Here is a 20,615-nt window from a genome sequence, read left to right on the forward strand (position 1 = left end):
CCCGGTACATTCGGATCTCATGAATGCGGGTGTTGAGCAGTTGGAGTTCCAGGCCGAGGCACGTCAGCTCTTGGATTTGATGGTCCATTCGGTCTACTCGAACAAGGATTCGTTTCTGCGGGAGTTGATCTCGAATGCCTCCGATGCGCTGGACAAGCTGCGGCTGGAAGCGTTCCGCAATAAGGACCTCAAGGTCGACACGTCCGATCTACACATCGAGATCGACGTCGACAAGGGCGCGCGCACGCTGACCATCCGCGACAACGGCATCGGCATGACGCGCGACGAGGTCATCGGTCTGATCGGCACGCTCGCCAAGTCGGGCACCGCCGAGCTGCGGCAACAACTGCGGGAGGCCAAGAATGCGGCCGCCTCGGAAGAACTCATCGGGCAGTTCGGCATCGGGTTCTACTCGTCGTTCATGGTGGCCGACAAGGTCGAACTGCTGACCCACAAGGCCGGCGAGAGCGAAGCCACCAAGTGGGAATCCAGCGGCGAGGGCACCTACACCATCGAAGCGGTCGACGACGCTCCGCAGGGAACGTCGGTCACCCTGCACCTCAAGCCGGAAGACGCCGAAGACGAGCTGCACGACTACACGTCGGACTGGAAGATCAAGAGCCTCGTCAAGCAGTACTCCGACTTCATCGCCTGGCCCATCCGAATGGAGGTCGAGCGACGCACCCCGCCCGCTGAGGAAGGCGGGGAAGAGGTCGTCACCATCGAGACCGAAACCATCAACTCGATGAAGGCGCTGTGGGCCAGGCCTAAGGACGAGGTCTCCGAGGAGGAGTACAAGGAGTTCTACAAGCACATCGCGCACGCCTGGGATGACCCGCTGGAGGTCATCGCCATGAAGGCCGAGGGCACTTTCGAATACCAGGCCCTGCTCTTCATCCCGTCCCACGCCCCGTTCGACATGTTCAACCGCGACGCCAAGGTCGGGGTCCAGTTATACGTCAAGCGCGTTTTCATCATGGGCGACTGTGACCAGCTCATGCCCGAGTACTTGCGCTTCGTCAAAGGCGTTGTCGACGCACAAGACTTGTCGCTCAACGTGTCCCGCGAAATTCTGCAGCAGGATCGGCAGATCAACGCGATCCGTCGCCGGCTGACCAAGAAGGTGCTCTCCACGATCAAGGAGCTGCAGTCCGAGCGGGCCGAGGACTACCGCACCTTCTGGACACAGTTCGGCAGGGTCGTCAAAGAAGGTCTGCTGTCGGACTTCGACAACCAGGACACCCTGCTGCAGATCTCCTCCTTCGCCTCCACACACAGCGAAGAGGACGCGACCACTCTCGCCGAGTACGTGGAACGAATGAAGGACGGGCAGGAGCAGATCTTCTACGCCACCGGCGAGACGCGTCAGCAACTGCTGAAATCGCCGCACCTGGAAGCCTTCAGAGCGAAAGGCTACGAGGTGCTGCTGCTCACCGACCCCGTCGACGAGGTGTGGGTTGGATCGGTGACCGAGTTCGACGGAAAGCCGCTGCAATCGGTCGCCAAGGGCGAGGTCGACCTCGACTCCGGCGAGGAAAAGAGTGAGGCCGAGCGCGAGGAGCAGGAGAAAGAATTTGCTGACTTGCTGACGTGGCTCAAGGAGACGCTCAGCGAGCACGTCAAGGAGGTGCGGCTGTCGACGCGTCTCACCGAGTCGCCGGCCTGCCTGATCACCGACGCTTTCGGGATGACTCCCGCGCTCGCGCGGATCTACCAGGCTTCCGGTCAGGCGGTTCCGGTCGGCAAGCGGATTCTCGAACTCAATCCGAGTCATCCGCTGGTCACCGGTCTGCGCCAGGCGCACCAGGAGCGGGCCGACGACCCCACCGTCGCCGAGACCGCGGAACTTCTCTACGGCACCGCACTTCTCGCCGAAGGCGGTGCTCTTGAGGATCCGGCCCGCTTCGCGGAGCTACTCGCGGACCGGTTGGCCCGCACGGTCTAGTCCGGACAAGGCACGTTGTCGGCAAACATCGCTGTCGATTGAAAGCCGCTCGAAGGGCATAATCACATCCCATGCCCGAGTTTCGAGCGATCGACCCACATGGCGCGGTTGTCGCGACGAAGAGCTTCCCCAATGCTGAGGCAGCACACGTCTGGTTCCTCGGCATCGTCGCGGACGCGTCCGAGCTGGGTTGGCGCGTGGAGGTCAACGACGACGGGCAGTGGGCAAACTTCGACGACACCGGCGGCTTTACCGCACCGGCGAGCCGCCATCGCGAAAAGCGCTGAGCGCGGGCGTGCACGCGTATGGCAGAAGTTCAGCGTGTCGCCGTCAGGAATTTAGTTGAGTGGCGTGAGATGGCCGCGCTTATTATACTCTTGCCTAAGATTGCGCCGGCACTAGGAGATCCATGGAACCCGATGGGGCAGAGGGATTTTCGAGTTCAAAGCCGTTCAAGTCTTATCTGGATTTCTCCAGCGTTCAGGTTGAGGCCGTGGGCCTGGGTAAGTCGGCCGCGTTCGGTTCATTGGCGGTGCCATCGGCCTGGCCAACCGCGCTTCAAGTCCCGGCTGACGCCGTCGACGCCCCGCCGTCCCCGGCCGATGCGGCACCGGGGCTCACGTTCGGGGCGGGCCTCATGGGAATGGTGACCGGTCTAACTGCCGGGCCCGATCACGAAGCACGGGCCACTGCTGGTGGTGAGTAGCACTTCTTGAACTGAGGACTTATCGATCGCCGGAAATTCGAAGCGATGCGTTTGTTGTCCGGCGGCGATAGTGGCGTCTTGAGACTCGTTGGTCCCATCCTTCTTCCGGACCACCGCCGAAATCTTGTCGGGTTTCGACAGGTTCTGCGGCTCGTGAAAATACCAGACCTCGATTCCACTACCCGCTGAGTTACCTTGCCAGCCATCGGCGTAATAGCACCCAGGATTACCTTCAGCGTCCGGCGCAGGCGGCGGACAGATCGACAATCCGACGCATTGTGGTGTGCTGCTGGGCGCACTCGGCGAAGCGGCTGGGCTGGGCGACGGATTGTGGACGACGCTGGCGGTCGTCGAGCTCGCGCTTGAGGCTTGCGGTTGCGGCGCGGGCTGCGACCCGCAGGCAGTCACTCCGCCGCACCCGATCGCGATGAGGGCGATCAACCGGAATGCGTTGGCTGATTTCAACGGCATACGTTATCCCCGGCCGACTTGGACGGCTTTGACCACCAGCAGCAGGGCCCCCAGGACGAGGTAACTACGCAGGGCGATCATGCCGAGCCGCGTTCCGGGTGACCAGACCACCGGCTCCAGCAGTGTCAGGGGTGGCATCCGCCAGCTGTTGCGGTCCAGTTCGCGCACCGGCAGTTTGACCGGCGGTGGCGCCGGTTGGCGTCGAGCCATCCACCGCAGCACCGGGATGGCCGCGACCCCGAGAACCACCAGTGCCACACCCAGATAGGTGGCAACCGCGACGACGTCGATCTTGGGGAACAACGTGGTGGCCATCAGGATTCCCGACAGCAGCAACAGGGTACCGACGATGATTCCGGCCACCCAGTTGAGCCAGGCCCGATTTACCCACGGGCCCAACACTTGTGGGTCGTTGCACAACAAGAGCAGGAAGACACTGGCGCTGGGTAGCAGCAGGCCGGCGAGTGCCTGCACCGCGGTGGTGATCAGCCCAAGCGGTGCGCCCGGGATCAGCACGATCACCGCGGCGAGCGCCACCATCGCGGTGTAGGACAGGTAGAACTGCTTGGCGTCGGCGAATCCGCGATGCAGAGAGTGCTTGAGGCCGAACACGTCTCCGAACGCGTAGCTGGTCGCCAGCGTGACCGCGGCGGCGCCGATGATGGAGGCATCCATCAGCACGATGGCGAAGAACGAGCCAAGGGTTTGGCTGTGTTGGCCGAGCAATCGCGCGATCGCTCCGGCGTCGGTGAAGTTGCCCACGGTGTTGGTGGAGCGTGCCGCCCAGTCGCCGGTGATCAGTAAGGCTGCGGCACCGACGATCACAACGAAGGCACCCAGCACGGTGTCGGCACGCTCGTAGGCCATGAACCGCGGCGTGATGCGTTTGTCGACGACATTGGACTGCTGAAAGAACAACTGCCAGGGCGCCACCGTGGTACCGACAATAGCGATGATCAGCAGCACCGCGTCTGAGCTGATACCTCCCGAAATGCTTGGTACCACAAAGGACTTCGCCGCTTGTCCCCACTGCGGATGGGACATCAGCAGCATCGGGATCTGCAGCAACGTGATCGCGATGAACAGGAACATGGCCCGTTCCCATCGCCGGAAACTACCGCTTGCCATGATCGCCACCAGGGCCACCGCCGAGATCGGCACCACAATGTATTTGGAGATGCCGATGTAGTCGGCGGCCAGGCTGATGCCGATGAATTCGGTGACGATCGTCAAGAAGTTGAGTAGGAACAGGTCGCCGACGGAAAACCAGCCCCAGCCGCGCCCAAACCGTTCGTTGATCAACCGCGCATGCCCGACGCCGGTGACCGCGCCGAGCCGGACCACCATCTCCTGATTGACGATGAGCACAGGGACCAGGAGCAGCAGCACCCACAGCAGGGAGTAGCCGTAGTTTTGGCCGGCCTGCGCGTAGGTCGCAACGCCGCCCGCGTCGTTGTCGCCGACCATCACGATGATGCCGGGCCCCACGATGGCGAGGAGGGTGAGCAGCCGGGTCTTCCACGTCCGGGGATGGTCGGTCTCGCTGAGGCTGATGCGCCCGAACGCGCCCTCGATATCACCCAGGTGCGCGCTGTCGAGCACCGCGGTGCCCTGTGGCGCTTCGTGTTTGGTCGGGGTCGCCGGTGCCTCGGTGTCGGTGGTGTTGTCCTCGGCGGCGGTCATGTTGCGTCACCGCCCGGCACACGTGTGTCGTGGTCGTCGCCGGTGACCTCGCGGATCGGGCGGGGCGCGGGTTCGCGGCGCCGCCAGTCCTCGGGGATAGTGGCCTCCAGCACATCGTCGACGGTGACCACCCCGAGCACTCGATCCTGATCGTCGACGACGGGGATCGAGTAGAGGTTGAAGTCAGCCATCAACAATGCGACGTCGGTGAGATCGGCATCAGCGTCCACCCGCACGGGGTCGGAATCCATCAGTGCCGCAACACTTTCAGTGGGCTCGGCATGCAATAGCTCGATGACCGACACCACACCGGCCAGTTGTTTGTTCTCGTCGAGAACGTGCACCTTGATCAGTGCCTCCGGCTGTATGGTGGCCGCCGCGGCGATCAGCGCCAGCGCCTCGGCTGCCGTTGCGGTCGGAGCGCACGAGACGAAGTCGACGTTCATCAGCCCGCCGGCGCTTTCCGGATTGAACCCCATCAGCGTGATCACCTTGGTGCGCTGCGCGGCGGGCATCAGGTCGAGCACCCGGCGGCGCCGTGACTGGCGCAGATCGGCGATGGCGTCGGCGGCATCGTCGGCGCGCATCCGGCCCAGCAACGCGGCGACCTCGTTGTCCGGCATTCCGTTGAGTATTCGGCTAGCCTTTTCAGGTTCGAGTTCTTCGAAGACGTCGGCTTCGAGTTCGGGGTCGCTGTGCACCCGATCGAGAATCTCCCCACCTTCGGCCTTGTCGGCCTCCTCGAGCAGGTCGGCGATCTCGGCGGGTTTGAAGCCACGGAACCGGCCAGACAAGCGCCGAACCGCGTCGGTATGCGCATGGCCGATCAGCGGTTCGAACGATTTCCAGTCGCGGGCAGCGTGTCCCCCGGAGCGTTTGATGAGCCCGAACAAGAGTGGTGGCCGGCGAGTGTCGAGCCGCGCGGGCACCCATCCGGAGCCGGTGTCTTCCAGTTCGACGTCGTAGGCGCGTACCAGCTCCACGGCGGCCACATCGATCAGTCGGTGCCCGAGCACGTCGGCGCGCAGTAGCACCTCACCGTCGCGGCGCTCGAAGCGTCGAAGGTCAACCTTGTTCTTGGTCAACACAATTCGGTCTGGGGCGATCTGGTCGATAGAACCGGTGCCAACGAACACCTTGCGGCCACCGACCTCGGCCACAATCCCGGTGACAGCCGGATAGTCATCGGCGCCGCGCAATTGCACGATCACGTCCTCGACCCGGCCCACGTCCTCGCCCGAGCGAGCCACCACCGGAGCCCGCAATAGTTCCGAGAGATGGATGACCGGTAGCCCTCCGCCAATATCGGCGGCCGTCGTCGGTGTGGTCATTTGTCGCTCCTCAACATGGGGGGATGCGTGCATACGGCCCAGTGGCTTGACCAGGGTAGCGGCCAGAGCCTACGCCGCATTCGTCATGGGTGACCAGAACCGATAGGTAAACGGCGGGTGGCCGCCGGGCATCCAACCGTTCAGGGTGAGCCGTAGCTCTCAGCGGTTTTAGCGCAGTCTGCCTAACAGCTTGTGCAGGCGGTGAATTCGAGCCATGCGCAGTTACTGTTTGTCGACCTTGCCGGCGATCTGGTTGGCGATGGTGACGGCCGCGTTTCCTGGGTCTTTGCTGCACGCCGCGGTATCGATCACGACGTTGTTGCGCACCGTCAGCGCGCGCTGACAGCTCTGCGAGACGCTCTGGCCGTTCTTAGACGCCGTCACGTTGGCGGTGGCGGTCAGAACCCCGTTGGTATTGGTAACCGCCCCCGTCTTCCATTGGATATCCGGAGTATCCGCATCGCCTGTTGCGGTGTCCTGGCGGTTGGCGCAGGCGGCCCACTTCTGGGTGGAGGCAGTGAAGAAGGCGTTCGCCTGGTCGGCGGAAGGGAACAACACCACAAATTGGTCGGCGTTGGGTGGGGGATCGTTTGACCCCGACGGCGGTGTCATCAGGTCTTGTTCGCCGTGCACCGCCGTGTTGCCGCTGTCGGCGTACACGGGCACCAAGCCGGCGTCGGTGGCGTAGAGACATTCCGCGGGAAACTTGTACCCCTTGGGGAAGTTGCCCGCGGTCTGGTCTGGTAGCAACGCGTCCAACGTTTTGTCCGCCTTGGATCCCGAAATGCCCAGCGCGCTGTCGATGTCGGCCGGGCTGACCATGAGGTTCGCCAGCGCGGACTGTGCCACGGTTGGCTTCGTCGCCGTCGAAGCGTTCGTCGCTGTCGACGACGAGGGGCTGCTCTGGTTGCTGCCGCCACAGGAAACGACCAACATTCCGGCGGCGGCGACGGCGATCGCGGCTGATAGCTGTCGCATGGTGGGGTGCCTTCCTGCTTGAGTGAGCTCCTCAAGCGTCCCGCGCACCCGCGCGTCGGCTATTCAGAGGTATGCGGTTGGAGCATACGACAGCGCTGCGCAATCGTGGAAGGGTTCGCTGGGCACGGGCTGCCCGCCACGGCGCGAAGGCGGGTGGCGAGCAGCCTGGGCGGTAACGCCACGTGTGTTAGCTATTCGCCAAATCACTTGCCCCAGAGTCGATCTAAGGCCGGCGGACGCCTCGGTCACCGACACCGGCGACTAATCTTCTGTGCGAGTAGCTACGGGCGAGCGACGGTGACGACTATTGTTTGTCGACTTTGCCGGCGATCTGGTTGGCGATGGTGACGGCTGCGTTTCCTGCGTCCTTGTTGCACGCCTCGGTGTCGATCACGACGTTGTTGCGGACGGTCAGCGCGCGCTGGCAGCTCTGCGACATGGTCTGGTTGTCCTTAGTCGCCGACACGTTCGCGGTGACGCTCAGAACTCCATTGGAGTTGGACACCGCCCCTACCTTCCAGGTAATCGCCGGAGTGTCCCCGTCAGCGGGACTGGTGTCCTGGCGGTTGGCGCAGGCGGGCCACTTCTGGGTGGAGCTGGTGAAGAAGGCGTTCGCCTGGTCGGCGGAAGGGAACAGCACGACAAACTGGTCGGCGTCGGGTGGGGGATCGTTTGACCCCGGGGGGGCCGGCGCCACGTCGTGTTCGCCGTGCACCGCTGTGTTACCGCTGTTGGCGTAGACGGGCACCAAGGCAGCGTCGGTGGCGTACACGCATTCGTCAGGGAACTTGTATGACTTGGGGAAATTGCTGGCGGTTTGGTCTGGTTGGAGCGCGTCGACCGTTTTGTCCGTCTTGGTTCCCGTGACGCCCAGCGCGGCGTCGATGTCGGCCGGGGTAACCAAGAGATTCGCCAGCGCGGCCTGTGCCAGGGGTGGCTTCGACGCGGTCGTGGTCGTTGTTGCGGACGACGACGAAGAAGAGGGGCTGCTTTGGTTGCTGCCGCCACAGGAAACGACCAACATTCCGGCGGCGGCGACGGCGATTGCGGCTGATAGCTGGCGCATACGTTTGAGTGCCTTTCCTGCTGAAGTGAGCCCCCAAGCGCTCAGCGCTCCCGCGCGTCGGCCGTGCAGAGGTTTGCGGATGGAGCATACGACAGGACCGCACGTCGCGGAAGGGCGCGCGGCGGCTCCTGAGTGTCAACGCGCCAAATCGGTTGTTCAAGAGTCGATCTGGTGTACTGAAGAACGTGTTTAGCTGTTGCGCCTGATTTTCAGCGCAGTGGTGATCATGGGGATCTGCAGCGGTAGCCGGGCCAGGGCCACGATGCGCATCGGCCACGGTTTTCCCCACCACAACCGGCACATGTTCACGTTGGCCGGGAAGACTCCGACGAAGAGCGCGACGGCCGCCAGCGCGGCCGATCGACGGGTGGAACGTGGCACCAGCAGCGCGCCGGTTCCTATCTCGACGACCCCCGAGGCGTAGGTGTAGAAGCGCGAGGATCCGGGAAGCTCCGCCGGCACGATGTCGTCGAACGGCTTGGGCGCCAGGAAATGGAGGGTGCCGATGCCGATCAGCATCGCCGCGACTCGGTAAGCGGTTGTTTGGGCGTCGCGCTGAGCTAGGGGGGTGATGGTCATGGGCCCATTGTGTCCCGTGCTCACCTGGCCTAGCGAAGGGGAGCGTCGGAACGCTCCCCTTCGCTAGGCCAGTCCCTGGGTTGGTCAGCGTTCCCCGACGGCGTGGGCGTCGAGTGGGTTGCGCCGGTTGACGATTAGCGGATCGGCTTTGGTGAACGGGAAGTCGGGCAAGTCGTCGATGTGGGTGTCGAACGTGGCCGAGAGCACTTTGCGTGAATAGGCGCTGATTGACGTCCGATACCCGATGTCGGCGGGCGTGGGCTGGTCGAAGAAGATGCAGAAGTGCATCTCCGGGGCATCGAACACCTCAATGTGGTGCGGGTAGGCGCGGGGGATGAAGTACACATCGCCGTGTCGCAGGTACCAGGTGTCCAGCTCGCCGCCGGGATTCATCACCGTCATGCGGGCCGCGCCCTTGTTGACGTAGCCCATCTCTGCGGTGATCGGGTGCCAGTGTGGCTCGCGCATACCGTCCTCGCGGATGCGCAACGAGTACATCGACAAGTCCTTGAGCGCGGGCCAATATTGCACGCGCGCGGTCCTGGCCGAGCCGACCGCACTGGTCACCGGTGGTGTCATCGCTTCGACTGAGAACTTGTGTGGGTCGTCGAAGTAGGCGGTCGCGGGCACCTCGGGGTCACCGTCGCGGGCGGCCAGCGCGTGGTCGGCGGTGCTTCGGCGGATTGCCGCGAAGTCCGAGGCCGGCAGGTCGTAAGTGTTGCCCAGCACGGCATCGGTCATGGCTCCGAAAGCCGCACCCAGGCCGAAGTCCTCGGGACGTTCACTGCGGAAGGTGATGACGAATTCGGCCGTATCAGTGCCGATGTTTTCGATGTGGTGCAGCGACCCCGAGTCGATGTGGAACATGTCGCCTGCACGCACGACGAACGACGCGAACCGGCTGCCCGTGTCGAGCACCGAGACCAGGGCGGTGCCCGAGACGCAATAGGTCAGTTCGTTCGCATTGGCGTGCCAATGCGGGGTCCGCATGGCGCCCGGGTTGATCAGCAGCCGCTTGATCGACAGGCCGTTCAGAATGGGAAAGTTGTCGGCCGTCAGGCGCCGGATGGAACCGAGGTCGGACTCTTCGACGATTTCGCCCCCTGTTAGCGATGCGACGTGTTTGCTCCTCTGCGTTACCATTTCGCCTCCTATTGGTGTGCTGACTCCACGATCCCGCCGCAGTTCGCGGTATGTCCAACACCGCTTTTCGATGTGTTGATCACCGTTGGTTATCAAGTGTGATTGGCCGCCGAACGTGCGGCCCGCTTCAAGAAGCTAGGCGCGGTCGGCGTCGGTAAAGCGGATGATGCCGCGGATGTTGCGGCCCTCGAGCATGTCGCGATAGCCGTCGTTGATCTGCTCGAGCGAATACTCCCGAGTCACCATGTCATCGAGGTTGATTTGGCCCAGCTTGTACAACTCGAGAATCGCAGGGATGTCGTATTGCGGGTTGCCGCCACCAAATATGCTGCCCTGCAAGCTCTTCTGCAGCAGTGACAGCCCAGCGAGGTTGAGAGTGCATTCGTTGGACATGACGCTGGCCATGCCGGTGAGGACGCAGACACCGCCCTTGGCAGTCAGCCCCATCCACGACTCGACGTCCTTGCCCTCGACGTGGCCGACGGTGACGATGACCTTCTGGCACATGAGGCCTCGTGTCGCCTCGGCGATGCGGGCCGCCGCTCCTGCAACGTCGGCGAAGGCCTCCGTCGCACCGAACTTGAGTGCCTGCTCCTGTTTCCATTCGTAGGGGTCGACGGCGAATACGCGTCGCGCACCGGCGATGCGAGCGCCCTGCAGGGCGGCGACTCCGACGCCGCCGATCCCGACGACCGCCACGTCATCGCCCGGTGCTACTGCCGCGCTGCGCACGGCCGAGCCATATCCGGTCGTTACGCCGCACCCCACCAGGCACGCGACATCGAAGGGAATCGTCGGGTCGATCTTGACCACCGACGTGTGGTGCACCACCACGTATGGCGCGAAGGTGCCCAGCAGCGACATCGGGATGACGTCGCGGCCCTGCGTCGTCACGCGGAACGACCCGTCCGACACCGATTGGCCCGACAGCAGGCCCATGCCCAGGTCGCAGAGGTTGCGCAAACCGGTCTGGCACGGCGTGCACGTGCCGCAGGACGGGATGAACGACATGACCACGTGGTCGCCGACGGCCAGGTGCTCCACCCCCTCGCCGACCTCGGTGACGATCCCGGCGCCCTCATGACCACCAAGCACGGGATAGCTCGGGATCGGGAAATCGCCGGTCATCAGATGATGGTCGGAGTGGCACAAGCCGGCCGTCTCCAATTGGACGGTCACCTCACCATGGCGGGGATCGCCGATCTCGATCTCCTCGACCGACCAGGGCTCGTTCAATTCCCAGACCAGGGCACCTTTGGTCTTCAACGGGTGGCCTCCATATTTACCCAAACCGCTTAATTGTTAGCGCCGTCACAGACCCCGGCCTACCGAATTTAGACCATTACTATTGCCTATACAGTATTTGATACGATTCGCGGCGTCTGTCGCCCAGTGCAACGAGGTTGAAAACTAATGGGAACACCCGTCATTGTCGGAGCTGCCCGGACGGCCATCGGCCGTTCCTTCAAGGGGACGCTCGTCAACACCCCGCCGGAGACGCTGATCACCGCGGTGCTCCCGGAGGTGGTACGCCGCTCGGGTGTCGACCCGTCGGACATCGACGACATCATCTTCGCCGAATCGCATTACGGCGGCGGTGATTTGGCGCGGTATGCGGCCACCGCGACCGGCCTGGACCACGTCCCGGGTCAGTCGGTCAACCGGCACTGTGCGGGTAGCCTCACCGCCATCGGCAACGCCGCGGCGCAGATCGGCTCCGGTATGGAGCGTGTCCTCATTGCGGGTGGCGTGCAATCGCTGTCCATGACGCCGCTGACCAACTGGCGCATCCCCGGTCCCGAGCTGAAGTTCGAAGAGCGCTGGATGCCGCCGACCCACGTCGAGACCCCGGATGCGCCCGCCAAGGACATGTCCATCACGGTCGGCTGGAACACCGCGCAGGCGGTTGGCATCAGCCGCGAGGAGATGGACGCGTGGGCGGCCCGGTCACACCAGCGTGCCATCGCGGCCATCGACGCGGGCAAGTTCGTCGACGAGATCCTCCCGCTGAAGATCACCCAGGTCGACGGTTCGGTGGTCGACTTCTCCGTCGATGAGTTCCCCCGCCGCGACACCACGGTCGAGAAGCTCGCCGGCCTCAAGGTGCTGCACCCCGAGATCGAGGGATTCTCGATCACCGCGGGCAACAGCAGTGGCACCAACGACGCCGCCGCGGGCGTCGCGCTCGTCGACCGCGACTACGCCGCGTCCAACAATCTCAACGTGATGGCCACCGTCAAGGCCTGGGCCGCGGCCGGTGTGCCGGCCCGCGACTGCGGTCTGGGCGCCCTCGCGGTGATCGAAAAGGTGCTGCAGCGCGCCGGCCTGTCTTTCGGCGACGTGGCGCTGTGGGAGATCAACGAGGCATTCGCCTCGGTGCCCATCGCGGCGTGCAAGAAGTTCGGCATCGACGAGGAGAAGGTGAACTTCTCCGGGAGTGGCTGCAGCCTGGGCCACCCGATCGCGGCCTCGGGCGCGCGCATGGTCACCACGCTGGTCTACGAGCTGGCTCGCCGCGGCGGCGGCATCGGCGTCGCGGCCATGTGCGCCGGCGGTGGCCAGGGCGGCGCGGTCGTCGTCGAGGTCTAACCGCCCACGGCTAGTTGCAAAAGGTGTAGCCGATGAACTCGGTCTCGCCGGTGTTGCTCGGTGAATAGTCGACGTAGTGCACCGCCGGCATCCCGCTGAACTGGGTGTCCATCTTCTGCGCGGTCGGTGGCGGGGGGCCTTGCGGGAAAGCCAAGATCATGTCGTTGAAGATCTTGAGGCCGACCTGGCAGATGGCGTCGCGGCGCGCGGGCTGCGGATTCCATGCGTGAACGACGACCGGCTTGGTGATTTGATATCCGGTCGCACAGTTCGGATCGCACATCTTGAAGACCGCGGTACCGGTCCCGTCGGCGCCCTGCGGCCCCCACGTCGTCCATGACATGTCTTGCAGTGCAACGGCAACGCTGGCGCATCCCACCACGTTGAGTTTCTTCGGGCGCTCGGTGGGCCGGACCGACGGGTTGTAGCAGCCCGGTATGGCCAGGCTTTCCGGCGGCGCCGGGGTAGTGGGCTGACCGGAGGTGCTGCTATGCCCCTGCGCCAGCTTTACCGCGACGAAGCCGAGCACGCCGAATAGCACAATGGCCAGGACAAGGCCGATCACCGTTAGCTGCCCCCGCGGTGTGTGCCGCAACCGGCCCCAGGACGTGACGTTGCCCCCGCTCACGTTCACTAGGTTATGGCAGATGCGTCATGGTCGGCGCCCTGACCGCAAAGTAACGTGTTACGGTAAATTTGGTCAACGCTACCAAGATAGGAGTTCGCGATGAGTGATCACGCGCTGGCCGGGCGGTTGGCGACCGAGGCGGGGCAGCTGTTGCTCCAAGTGCGCGAGGAGTTCGCCGACGCCGAGGCCGGCGAGCGAAAAGCGGCTGGAGACAAGCGATCCCACGACTTTCTGCTGGACGCGCTCACATCTGAGCGCCCTGGGGATGCGGTGCTGTCCGAGGAGGGGGCCGACGACCCGGTGCGACTGCGATCCGAGCGGGTGTGGATCGTCGATCCGCTTGACGGCACCCGGGAGTTCTCCGAGCTCGGCCGCGACGACTGGGCGGTACACGTCGCGCTGTGGCAGGCCGGAGAACTGATCGCCGGCGCGGTAGCCCTACCGGCACAAGGAATTACGCTGGCGACACCACGGGTTGACCCACCACCCGCGGCGCCGCCCAAGCCGCGCATCGTGGTATCGCGGACCAGGCCTCCGGCTATCGCGCTGGCCGTCCGCGATGCGCTGGACGGCACGTTGGTCGAAATGGGTTCTGCCGGAGCGAAGGTGGCGTCCATCGTCCAGGGGTTGTCCGATGTATACGTCCACGCGGGCGGCCAATTCGAGTGGGATTCGGCGGCCCCGGTGGCGGTCGCCCGTGCCGCGGGTCTGCACACTTCACGCATCGACGGGTCGGACCTGCTTTACAACCAGCCGGATCCGAAGTTGCCAGATCTTGTCGTCTGCCGTCCCGAGCTTGCCGCGGCTGTGCTTGCCGTGACGGGCTGACGCGGCCCGCCGTTATCTGTTCCTGCTTCGCGGTCGACGCCTGCGGCCCTTCGCCTCTTCTGCCCATTCGTGTTCGACGCGGCCGATCTCCAGCGAGAGCAGCGTGAGAGTCGGATTGTCGCAATGGACTTCGTGAGCACTGCGAAATTTCGCCGCTTCGCCGGTGTTGGGCAGATGCGGGCGTAGGCCTTCGAACCACTCGTCGCCGACGACGTTGGGCGGGTCGTCACTGCGAGGTCCGCATTCCCACTGCCGGTAGGCGTCTCGCGCCTGCGCGAGGCCGGTCCGCCACCGTTGGATCGCGTCGCAGCGCTGTGTATGCAGGTGGATCCTCATCTGGTGTTTGTTGTGGGTGTTGCCGACAACCCCCGGGAGCAGATTATCGGCGGCCGACTTCGCAACTCCCGCGATGCCCACGGCCGACGCGCCCACGACCGTGCCCATCAGGCCCATCGTCATCATGTCCATGCGGTGATCGTTTCACCCGAGGGTGCATGAGCACTAGCAAAAGCGGTATTCAGTGCGACTCGGTGAGGTCGAGTGCGATGTCGACGAGCATGTCCTCCTGGCCGCCGACCATGCCGCGTCGACCGGCCTCTTCAAGCAGCGTGCGGGCGTCGATGTCGAAGCGGGCAGCGGCGGCTTCCGCATGGCGCAAGAAGCTCGAGTAGACGCCCGCATAGCCGAGCGTCAAGGTTTCGCGGTCGACCCGCACGGGCCGGTCTTGCAGAGGTCGGACGAGGTCGTCGGCGGCGTCCTGCAGTCGGTGCAGGTCGCACCCGTGGTCCCAGCGGAGCCGGGAGGCGGCGGCGATGAACACCTCGAGCGGCGCGTTGCCGGCACCGGCGCCCATGCCCGCCAGCGAGGCGTCCACCCGGTGTGCGCCGTGTTCGACCGCGGTGATGGAGTTCGCCACCCCCAGCGACAGATTGTGGTGGGCGTGGATGCCGATTTCGGTTGTGGGCGAAAGTGTTTGGCGCAGCGCGTCGATTCGGTCGGCAACATCGCACATCGTCATTGCCCCGCCTGAGTCGACGACATAGACGCAGGCGGCCCCGTAGCCCTCCATGAGCTTGGCTTGTGCGGCCAGGTGGGCAGGGGTGGTCAAGTGGCTCATCATGAGGAAGCCGACGGCGTCCATGCCGAGGTCGCGTGCAGCGGCGATGTAGCGGGCCGAGATGTCGGCTTCGGTGCAGTGGGTACCGATGCGTACCACGGTGGCGCCGGCGTGGCGCGCGTCTTTGAGATTGCGAATACTGCCGACGCCGGGCAGCAGAAGCGTCGCGACCTTCGCGTCGCGGACGGCCGCGGCGACGGCCTCGATCCACTCCAGGTCGGTATGTGCCCCAAAGCCGTACACGCAGCTCGAACCGCCCAGCCCGTCGCCGTGGGCGACTTCGATCGATTCGACTCCCGCTTCATCGAGAACGCGCGCGATCGTGGTCGCCTGCTCGATGCTGTACTGGTGGCGCACTGCGTGCATGCCGTCACGCAGGGTGACGTCGCTGACGTAGATGTGCCGGGTCATTTTGCGGCCCCTGCAGTTTCGGCAGTGTGAACGGCCAAGCGCTCGGCGGTGGCCTTGGCGGCAGAGGTCATAATGTCGAGGTTTCCGGCGTAGGCGGGCAGGTAATGCGCGGCGCCGGCGACTTCCAGCATCACCGTGACGCGGGTGCCGGTGAACTTGCCCGTCTCCGGGATGTACAGCGGGCGGTCCCGATCGAAGACCTCGAACTGCACGTCTTGCTTCAGGCGATAGCCGGGCGCGTAAGCGGCAACTTTGTCGACCATGTCGACGATGGCCTCCTCGATCGCGTGGTCATCGGCGTCCCCGTCGACGAGGCAGTACACCGTGTTGCGCATGAGCACCGGGGGATCGGCGGGATTGAGGATCATCACCGCCTTGGCGCGTTGTGCGCCGCCGACCACCCGCAGTGCGGTGGCGGTGGTTTCGGTGAATCCGTCGATGTTGGCCCGGGTTTCCGGTCCGGCGGATTTAGCCGAGATCGACGAGACGATCTCGGCGTAGGAGACGATTCCGGTCTTGGCGACGGCGGCGACGATCGGCACTGTGGCCTGCCCGCCACCGGTGACCATGTTGAGGTTAGGCGCGTCGAGATGGTCGTCCAGGTTGACAACCGGCACGCAGAACGGGCCGATCGAGGCGGCTGTGAGGTCAAGCATGCGTATCCCGTTGTCGCGCAGTGCTGCCCAGTTGGCGCGATGCGCGTTGGCGGAGGTTGCGTCGAAGGCGAGCTTGATGTCGGCGAAGCCCGGCCTGCCCAGCAGGGCCCGGACTCCGTCTAGAGTGGGCACGCCCATTCGCCGTGCGCGGGCCAGCCCGTCTGAGTCGGGGTCGATGCCGACCATGGCCCCCACGGTGAGCGGGCCGTCGCCTTCAAGGATCTTGATCATCAGGTCGGTACCGATGTCGCCGGAGCCGATGATGGCTACCGGCCATCGCTGGGTGGAGGTCATTCGGACTCGGCGACCATGCGCACTGCGCTGTCGTAGAGGGCGGTCGCGTGCATCTCGAACAGTGCCGGCAGGTCAATCGAGTCGCCGCCGATCTCCTTGGCAACAAACAGGCCGTCGGCGCCGGCGATTGCGTAGGTCGCCAACTGGTAGACCTGTGCGTCGGTCAAGCCGGGGGCGAGGTCACGGATGGCGGGAGTGAGCGTCTCGAACGCCTGGTCGCGCACGGCGACGAACATCGCCCGTGCCCGCGGCTCGACGGGCCGTCGCTCCAGCGCGAGCATCAAGCCGAGTCGCAGGAAGTCGGGGGCGTCCAGCAATGCCTTGGCGATTTGCATGGCCACCGCGACCATGCGCTCGCGTCCGGTGCCTTCGGTGGGCATCTGCCATGCCGAAAGCCATTGGGCGAAGCTGCGTTCGATGACCGCGGCGATCAGATCGTCCTTGTCTTTGAAATGCCAGTAGATGGAGCTGGCCGGCAGCCCGCACTTGGCGCTGACCAGCGCGATGCTGGCTCCCTCATACCCGCGTTCGCTGGCGATCTCGGTGGCCGCATCCAGGATGCGGGTTCGGGATGCCTCACCGTCGACGCGGCGTCGCCGCTGTGGCTTGTCACCTCTGGCCACTTTGACTCCTTGCTGCTGGGCCTTGACTCCGGCTCATTCGGACTTTATCGTAGTGATCGCTACACTACCGTAGTGATCATTACAGAACAAGCCCGACCCGAATGCGAGACAGCAGTGAACGAGGATTCGATCTACGACGTGGCGATCATCGGTTACGGGCCGACGGGTGCCACCGCTGCCAATCTGCTTGGCCGCCTTGGCCTCAACGTTGTCGTCATCGAACGCGACTCCGACGTGTACGGGCGGGCGCGAGCCATCTCTACCGACGAGGAGGTCATGCGCATCTGGCAGTCCGTCGGCCTGGCCGATCGCCTACAACAGGACATGCTGCCCGACCGGCCGCTGGCCTGGGTCGACGCCAACGGCGTGCCTTTCATCGAGACCACCATGACGCCCCGCGACTGCGGGCATCCGCCGCAGCAATTCCTCTATCAACCCGCGGTTGACCACGTGCTCCGCCAAGGCGTCGCCCGGTTTCCTCACGTCGAGGTGCTTCTCGAACACGAGTGCCTGCGCGCGGTGAACAGCGAATCGTGGGTCGAACTCATGCTGGCGGACTTGCGCACCAACAGCCTCAAGCGTCTGCGCGCCTCATACGTGATCGCCGCGGACGGCGGATCCTCACCGACCCGCGGCCTACTCGGGGTCGGCTACGCGGGGCGCACTTACACCGAACGGTGGGTCGTCATTGACACCAAGGTAATCCGAGAGTGGGACGGCCACGACCGGCTGCGGTTCCACTGCAACCCCGCTCGTCCAACCGTGGATTGCCCTACGCCGTTGGGGCATCATCGCTGGGAGTACCCGGCACGCGCAGGCGAGGACGAGAAGAAACTCGTTACCGACGAAGCAGTGTGGGCGGTTCTGCATCAGCAGGGCATCACCGAGAACGAGGTGAAGATCCTGCGCGCCGTCATCTACAGCCACCACGTGCGCGTCGCCGACCGGTGGCGCGTCGGCCGCGTCTTCCTGGCCGGCGATGCAGCGCACGCGATGCCGCCCTGGATCGGCCAAGGGATGTGCGCGGGGGTGCGGGACGCGGCCAATCTGTGCTGGAAGCTCGCGGCCGTAGTGCGCGGGCGGGCACCCGATTCTCTGCTCGACAGCTATCAGGCCGAACGGAAGCCACACGTCACCGAGGTCACCCGCCGGGCAGTACGCAACGGCCGGCTGATCACCGAACGCCGAAAGCCCTTGGCGTGGCTAAGAAATCACCTGTTACGCAACTTGACGCGCTTGCCTGGGGTCCTCGCGGGCGGGCAGAAGCTGATTTGGATTCCCGATGCGCGCTACCGTGCAGGGTTTTTCGCACCTCAGGCACATGCCTCGGTGCGTTGGCAACTGCCGCAGCCGTGGGTCACCGATTCCACCGGAGAGCGGTTGCGGTTGGACGACGTCCTCGGCGGGGCTTGGACGGTGCTGCATTTCGGTGCGGCACCGGTCGGCACCGATCAATGGCGGCGGATCGGAGCCTGCTCGCTGGCCGTCACGAGTCGCGAGCCGGCGGCGGGTGCTATCCGCGACGACGACGGCACGCTGGCCCGTTGGCTTCGAGGCAAGAGGGCCGCGGCCGTCGTCGTACGTCCGGACGGATTCGTCTTCGCCGGAGTCGATTCGGGACGTCCACTGCCGCCACCGCCGGCGGGTTTCACCGATCTTTCGTATTCCGCCCCCATTCGCACTGGAGTGAGCGCATGACCACCGCCCAATTGACCGAGCGCATCGTCAACGTAGCCGGCAAACCGATCTTCGTCAGCGAAGCCGGGACCGGGCCGGCCGTGGTCATGCTGCACGGCGGCGGCCCCGGTGCGTCGGGCGTATCGAACTACTCGCGCAATATCAACGCTCTCGCACCGCATTTCCGGGTCATCGTGCCCGACATGCCCGGCTACGGCAGATCGATCAAAGGCGTCGACCAGGCCGACCCGTTCGGGTACCTCGCTGACACAATGCGTGGCCTCATCGACGAACTCGATGTCGACAGCGCACATTTGATCGGTAACTCGTATGGCGGCGCGGCGGCGCTGCGGCTCGCGCTGGACACCCCGGACCGCGTCGGCAAGCTCGTCCTCATGGGGCCCGGCGGAATTGGGACCACGAGGGGTCTTCCCACGGCCGGGCTGAAAAGCCTGCTGTCCTACTACACCGGAGACGGTCCCAGCCGCGACAAGCTCGCCGCGTTCATCCGGCAATACCTGGTGTACGACGGCGCATCGGTGCCCGACGACCTCATCGACCTGCGCTACCAGGCATCGATCGACCCCGAGGTGGTCGCCGACCCGCCGCTGCGTCGGCCGTCCGGGTTGACGGCCCTGCGCACCCTGTGGCGGATGGATCTCACCAGGGACCCACGGCTCAAACACCTCGCGACTCCGACTCTGATCCTGTGGGGCCGTGACGACAAGGTCAACCGACCCTCCGGTGGCCCGATGCTGCTCAACCTACTGCCGAATGCAGAGCTGGTCATGACCGCACACACCGGACATTGGATGCAGTGGGAACGCGCGGAGCTGTTCAACCGGTTGGCCATCGAATTCTTGGGCGATGAGCGATGAGCTCGTCGGTATTCGGCAACGTTCATCTGGGCTACGCCGTGATTGAAACCCAAAAGCTCAGTGAGTGGCGGAGATTCGGTCGCGATGCCATCGGGATGCATCTCGACGAGGCCTCGACGGACGCGATGCGGTTCCGGCTCGACTCCCACGAGTGCCGGTTCCTGCTGCAACGCGGTGGCGCCGAGGACGTCACGGCGCTCGGCTGGCAGTTGGATGGCCACGAGTCGTTCGACACCATTCTCGCCCGCGTCCGACAGCACGGTGTGCCCGTCGCCGAAGGCACCGACGACGAGGCCGCCCTGCGCGGGGTGGAACGGCTGGCCCGATTTCCCGGGCCCAACGGCCTGACCCAGGAGATCTTCACCCGCGAGCGGGTCGCCGATTCGCCGCTGCAGGCCGCGGTGGCCGGCGGATTCGTCACCGGCGCAGCGGGTATCGGCCATGTCGCGGTCACCACGATTCGGCCGCATCAGGTGCGCGGCTACTACACCGCCGTGTTCGACGCGCGACTGTCCGACTACATCGACGAGACGATCAGCGGCGTCAAGATGAAGATCCGCTTCCTGCGGGTCAACCAGCGCCATCACTCGATCGCGATCGCCGCGGTCAACCGGTTGCCGGTGAACCCCATCCGAACCAGGGTGCAGCATCTCAACATCGAAGTCGCCGACCTGGACGACCTGACGAGCGCTTACCAACGGGTCAAGGAACTCGGCTTCCGGATGGCGCTCGGCGTCGGCCAACACACCAACGACAAAGAGCTGTCGTTCTACGCCGTCACGCCATCCGGCTTCGAATGGGAAGTCGGCTGGAATCCGATCGTGGTCGACGAGACCACTTGGCGACCCACGACCTATCAGGGCATCAGCATCTGGGGCCACACTCCGGAGGGGCACACCATCTTCGACAAAGTCACCCAGTTCAAGACTGGTGCCGCGTCGCTGCTGCACACCGAGGACGTCGTTCCGGAACTCGCGGGTGCGGGTATTCCAGACCACTGATCGCCAATTAG

20 protein-coding genes are annotated in these 20,615 nt (G+C 64.7%); 7 read left to right on the forward strand and 13 right to left on the reverse strand.

Features of this window, described 5'->3' with window-relative positions; genetic code table 11:
• Positions 1-19 precede the first annotated feature (19 nt).
• Entirely contained in the window at positions 20-1,945 is a 1,926-nt protein-coding gene (htpG, locus tag MNAB215_RS21120) for a molecular chaperone HtpG (RefSeq protein WP_077080531.1), read from the forward strand.
• A gap of 71 nt (positions 1,946-2,016) precedes the next feature.
• Entirely contained in the window at positions 2,017-2,232 is a 216-nt protein-coding gene (locus MNAB215_RS21125; RefSeq protein ID WP_077080532.1) for a hypothetical protein, read from the forward strand.
• A 368-nt stretch (positions 2,233-2,600) separates the two neighbouring features.
• Here MNAB215_RS21125 and MNAB215_RS21130 read toward each other — a convergent pair whose 3' ends face one another.
• From MNAB215_RS21130 to MNAB215_RS21165, 8 genes are all read right to left on the reverse strand, one after another.
• Positions 2,601-2,918 carry a hypothetical protein gene (locus MNAB215_RS21130; protein WP_245830370.1) on the reverse strand — a complete coding sequence of 106 codons (318 nt, stop codon included), beginning with the start codon at positions 2,916-2,918 and terminating at the stop codon, positions 2,601-2,603.
• Between the two features lie 207 nt (positions 2,919-3,125).
• A complete protein-coding gene (locus MNAB215_RS21135; RefSeq protein WP_077080534.1) occupies positions 3,126-4,805 on the reverse strand; it encodes an NRAMP family divalent metal transporter in 1,680 nt (559 codons plus the stop codon).
• Positions 4,802-6,136 carry a magnesium transporter MgtE N-terminal domain-containing protein gene (locus MNAB215_RS21140; protein WP_077080535.1) on the reverse strand — a complete coding sequence of 445 codons (1,335 nt, stop codon included), beginning with the start codon at positions 6,134-6,136 and terminating at the stop codon, positions 4,802-4,804. Before MNAB215_RS21140 ends, MNAB215_RS21135 begins: the two co-directional genes overlap by 4 nt.
• A gap of 222 nt (positions 6,137-6,358) precedes the next feature.
• Entirely contained in the window at positions 6,359-7,114 is a 756-nt protein-coding gene (locus MNAB215_RS21145) for a sensor domain-containing protein (protein WP_077080536.1), read from the reverse strand.
• 304 nt (positions 7,115-7,418) lie between these two features.
• Positions 7,419-8,180 carry a sensor domain-containing protein gene (locus MNAB215_RS21150; protein ID WP_077080537.1) on the reverse strand — a complete coding sequence of 254 codons (762 nt, stop codon included), beginning with the start codon at positions 8,178-8,180 and terminating at the stop codon, positions 7,419-7,421.
• A 189-nt stretch (positions 8,181-8,369) separates the two neighbouring features.
• Positions 8,370-8,759 (reverse strand): DoxX family protein, encoded by a 390-nt coding sequence (locus MNAB215_RS21155; RefSeq protein ID WP_077080538.1) that lies wholly within the window; start codon positions 8,757-8,759, stop codon positions 8,370-8,372.
• 84 nt (positions 8,760-8,843) lie between these two features.
• Positions 8,844-9,902: a cupin domain-containing protein gene (locus tag MNAB215_RS21160; RefSeq protein ID WP_077080539.1), complete on the reverse strand. Its 1,059-nt coding sequence runs from the start codon at positions 9,900-9,902 to the stop codon at positions 8,844-8,846.
• Positions 9,903-10,037: 135 nt separating this feature from the next.
• On the reverse strand, positions 10,038-11,168 hold the full coding sequence (locus MNAB215_RS21165) for an NDMA-dependent alcohol dehydrogenase (RefSeq protein ID WP_077080540.1): 1,131 nt from the start codon (positions 11,166-11,168) through the stop codon (positions 10,038-10,040).
• A 147-nt stretch (positions 11,169-11,315) separates the two neighbouring features.
• Between MNAB215_RS21165 and MNAB215_RS21170 the strand changes: the two genes are divergently transcribed.
• Positions 11,316-12,491 carry a thiolase family protein gene (locus MNAB215_RS21170; protein ID WP_077080541.1) on the forward strand — a complete coding sequence of 392 codons (1,176 nt, stop codon included), beginning with the start codon at positions 11,316-11,318 and terminating at the stop codon, positions 12,489-12,491.
• A gap of 10 nt (positions 12,492-12,501) precedes the next feature.
• Here the strand turns inward: MNAB215_RS21170 and MNAB215_RS21175 are convergent, their stop codons facing one another.
• Positions 12,502-13,056 (reverse strand): hypothetical protein, encoded by a 555-nt coding sequence (locus MNAB215_RS21175; protein WP_077080542.1) that lies wholly within the window; start codon positions 13,054-13,056, stop codon positions 12,502-12,504.
• Positions 13,057-13,218: 162 nt separating this feature from the next.
• Between MNAB215_RS21175 and MNAB215_RS21180 the strand changes: the two genes are divergently transcribed.
• Complete coding sequence (locus tag MNAB215_RS21180; protein WP_077080543.1) at positions 13,219-13,947, forward strand: 3'(2'),5'-bisphosphate nucleotidase CysQ; 729 nt, start codon at positions 13,219-13,221, stop codon at positions 13,945-13,947.
• A 12-nt stretch (positions 13,948-13,959) separates the two neighbouring features.
• Here MNAB215_RS21180 and MNAB215_RS21185 read toward each other — a convergent pair whose 3' ends face one another.
• The 4 genes from MNAB215_RS21185 to MNAB215_RS21200 are packed head-to-tail and all read right to left on the reverse strand — an operon-like array spanning position 13,960 to position 17,048.
• Positions 13,960-14,415: a hypothetical protein gene (locus MNAB215_RS21185; RefSeq protein WP_077080544.1), complete on the reverse strand. Its 456-nt coding sequence runs from the start codon at positions 14,413-14,415 to the stop codon at positions 13,960-13,962.
• A 49-nt stretch (positions 14,416-14,464) separates the two neighbouring features.
• Positions 14,465-15,475: a 4-hydroxy-2-oxovalerate aldolase gene (dmpG, locus tag MNAB215_RS21190; protein WP_077080545.1), complete on the reverse strand. Its 1,011-nt coding sequence runs from the start codon at positions 15,473-15,475 to the stop codon at positions 14,465-14,467.
• Positions 15,472-16,425, reverse strand: a complete 954-nt coding sequence (locus tag MNAB215_RS21195) for an acetaldehyde dehydrogenase (acetylating) (protein WP_077080546.1) — start codon at positions 16,423-16,425, stop codon at positions 15,472-15,474. Before MNAB215_RS21195 ends, dmpG begins: the two co-directional genes overlap by 4 nt.
• Positions 16,422-17,048: a TetR/AcrR family transcriptional regulator gene (locus MNAB215_RS21200; RefSeq protein WP_077080547.1), complete on the reverse strand. Its 627-nt coding sequence runs from the start codon at positions 17,046-17,048 to the stop codon at positions 16,422-16,424. Before MNAB215_RS21200 ends, MNAB215_RS21195 begins: the two co-directional genes overlap by 4 nt.
• A gap of 114 nt (positions 17,049-17,162) precedes the next feature.
• Between MNAB215_RS21200 and MNAB215_RS21205 the strand changes: the two genes are divergently transcribed.
• Genes MNAB215_RS21205 through MNAB215_RS21215 form a run of 3 tightly spaced genes read left to right on the forward strand, consistent with a single transcriptional unit; the run spans position 17,163 to position 20,604 of the window.
• Complete coding sequence (locus MNAB215_RS21205; RefSeq protein ID WP_083746198.1) at positions 17,163-18,746, forward strand: bifunctional 3-(3-hydroxy-phenyl)propionate/3-hydroxycinnamic acid hydroxylase; 1,584 nt, start codon at positions 17,163-17,165, stop codon at positions 18,744-18,746.
• The gene (locus MNAB215_RS21210) at positions 18,743-19,603 is read left to right on the forward strand and encodes an alpha/beta fold hydrolase (RefSeq protein WP_077080548.1); all 861 of its coding nucleotides are present in this window, start codon (positions 18,743-18,745) and stop codon (positions 19,601-19,603) included. Before MNAB215_RS21205 ends, MNAB215_RS21210 begins: the two co-directional genes overlap by 4 nt.
• Positions 19,600-20,604: a VOC family protein gene (locus tag MNAB215_RS21215; RefSeq protein ID WP_077080549.1), complete on the forward strand. Its 1,005-nt coding sequence runs from the start codon at positions 19,600-19,602 to the stop codon at positions 20,602-20,604. Before MNAB215_RS21210 ends, MNAB215_RS21215 begins: the two co-directional genes overlap by 4 nt.
• The last annotated feature ends 11 nt before the right edge of the window (positions 20,605-20,615 follow it).

Source organism: Mycobacterium numidiamassiliense (assembly GCF_900157365.1).
Classification (GTDB): domain Bacteria; phylum Actinomycetota; class Actinomycetes; order Mycobacteriales; family Mycobacteriaceae; genus Mycobacterium; species Mycobacterium numidiamassiliense.